At 74.0% G+C, this 2,121-nt stretch carries 2 protein-coding genes; both read right to left on the bottom strand.

Annotation, left to right across the window (positions count from 1 at the left end):
- Positions 1–184: 184 nt before the first annotated feature.
- Positions 185–1,573, bottom strand: a complete 1,389-nt coding sequence (locus BZL64_RS33025) for a M16 family metallopeptidase (RefSeq protein WP_086772788.1) — start codon at positions 1,571–1,573, stop codon at positions 185–187.
- On the bottom strand, positions 1,570–2,121 hold a 552-nt coding region (locus tag BZL64_RS33020), incomplete at its 5' end, for a M16 family metallopeptidase (RefSeq protein WP_143663377.1). The genes BZL64_RS33020 and BZL64_RS33025, both read right to left, overlap by 4 nt.

Here is a 2,121-nt window from a genome sequence, read left to right as displayed (position 1 = left end):
GGCACATGCGTCCACCAGGGCCCCTTCACGCGCGCGGCGCCGCGGTCCCGCTCCGCCGCCCGTTCAGCGTGCCCGCTGTTCGGCCCGCTGAACGGCCCGCTGTTCGGTCCGCTGTTCGGTCCGCTGAGAACTGCCGCTGGGCGCTGCCACTCGCGAGCGCCGCTTCGCGGTCCGTTCCGCCGCCCTACTCCGCGGAAACGACCTTCACCTCACCGATCCCGAGGGCCTCGACCGGCGCCTTGATGGCGGCTGCGTCGCCGACGAGGATCGTCACCAGGCGATCCACCGGGAACGCGCTCACGGCAGCCGCCGTGGCCTCCACGGTGCCGGTCGCGGCGAGCTGCTGGTACAGCGTCGCCTGGTAGTCGTCGGGCAGGTGCTGCTCGACCTGGTCGGCCAGTGTGCCCGCCACGGCGGCGGCCGTCTCGTACTTCAGGGGCGCCACCCCGACGAGGTTCTGCACGGCGACGTCACGTTCGGCGTCGGTCAGGCCGCCCTCGGCGAGGGTGCGCAACACCTTCCACAGGTCCTCCAGCGCGGGCCCGGTGTTCGGGGTGTCGATGGAGCCGCTGATGGCGAGCATCGCGGCGCCCGAGCCGTCGGGCGCGGACCTGAGGACCTGCCCGAAGGCGCGCACGCCATAGGTGTAGCCCTTCTCCTCGCGCAGGACGCGGTCCAGCCGGGAGGTGAGCGTGCCGCCGAGGCAGTAGGTGCCGAGGACCTGCGCGGGCCACACGCGTGCGTGCCGGTCGGCGCCGATGCGGCCGATCAGCAGCTGCGTCTGGACGGCGCCGGGGCGGTCCACGATGACGACCCGTCCGGTGTCGTCGGCGGTCACCGGCGGTACCGGACGCGGCTGGCCCGCAGAGCCCGTCCAGGCGCCCAGGGTGTCACCGAGGAGCGCGTCGAGGTCGACTCCGGTGAGGTCGCCGACGACCACGGCGGTGGCCGTGGCGGGCCGGACGTGCCTCTCGTAGAAGGCGCGTACGGCGGCCGAGTCGATCTTCTCCACGGTGTCCGCGGTGCCCTGGCGCGGACGCGACATGCGCGCGGTCGCCGGGAACAGCTCCTTGGAGAGTTCCTTGGCGGCACGCCGCGACGGGTTGGCCAGCTCGTGCGGGATCTCGTCCAGGCGGTTGCGGACGAGCCGCTCGACCTCGCTGTCGGCGAACGCGGGCGCCCGCAGCGCGTCGGCGACCAGACCGAGGCCCTTGGCCAGGCGGGAGACCGGAACCTCCAGGCTGAGCCGGACGCCGGGGTGGTCGGCGTGCGCGTCCAGGGTGGCGCCGCAGCGCTCCAGCTCGGCGGCGAAATCCTCGGCGGAGTGCTTGTCGGTGCCCTCCGAGAAGGCTCGCGCCATGAGCGTGGCGACGCCGTCGAGGCCGGCCGGCTCGGCGTCCAGGGGTGCGTCGAGGATGACCTCGACGGCAACGACCTGCTGGCCGGGGCGGTGGCAGCGCAGGACGGTCAGGCCGTTGTCGAGCGTCCCGCGGGTGGGGGCCGGGAAGGCCCAAGGCCTGGCCTCGCCCGCCAGGGGCTGGGGGTGGAAGTCCATCGCGGCGAGCTCGGTCACTGGGCCGCCTCCTCGTTCTCGTCCTCGTCGGCGGTGTTCTCGGCGGGCTCGGTGGGCTCGGTGGGCTCGTAGACCAGTACGGCGCGGTTGTCGGGGCGCAGGCGTGCCTCGGCGGCCTCCCGGACCTCCTCCGCGGTGATCTCCAGCACACGCTGGACGGCGGTCAGGGCGAGTTGCGGGTCGCCGAACAGCACCGCGTACCGGCACAGTTCATCGGCGCGGCCGGCGACCGTGCCCAGGCGGTCGAGCCACTCACGCTCCAACTGGGCCTGGGCGCGCTCCATCTCCTCGTCCGTGGGGCCTTCCTCGGCGAACCGGGCCAGCTCCTCGTCGATGGCCGTCTCGATGACGGGCACCTCGACATCGCCGGACGTCTTGACGTCCAGCCAGCCCAGGGAGGGCGCGCCGGCCAGGCGCAGCAGGCCGAAGCCGGCCGCCACAGCCGTACGGTCGCGGCGGACCAGGCGGTTGTAGAGGCGGGAGGACTCGCCGCCGCCGAGCACGGTGAGCGCCAGGTCGGCCGCGTCGCACGCGCGCGTGCCGTCCTG

The sequence above is a fragment of the Streptomyces bobili genome (genome assembly GCF_002154575.1).
In the GTDB taxonomy this organism is placed as follows: domain Bacteria; phylum Actinomycetota; class Actinomycetes; order Streptomycetales; family Streptomycetaceae; genus Streptomyces; species Streptomyces bobili.
Note: the sequence above shows the minus strand (reverse complement) of the source record. Positions and strands in the feature narration are given on the sequence as shown.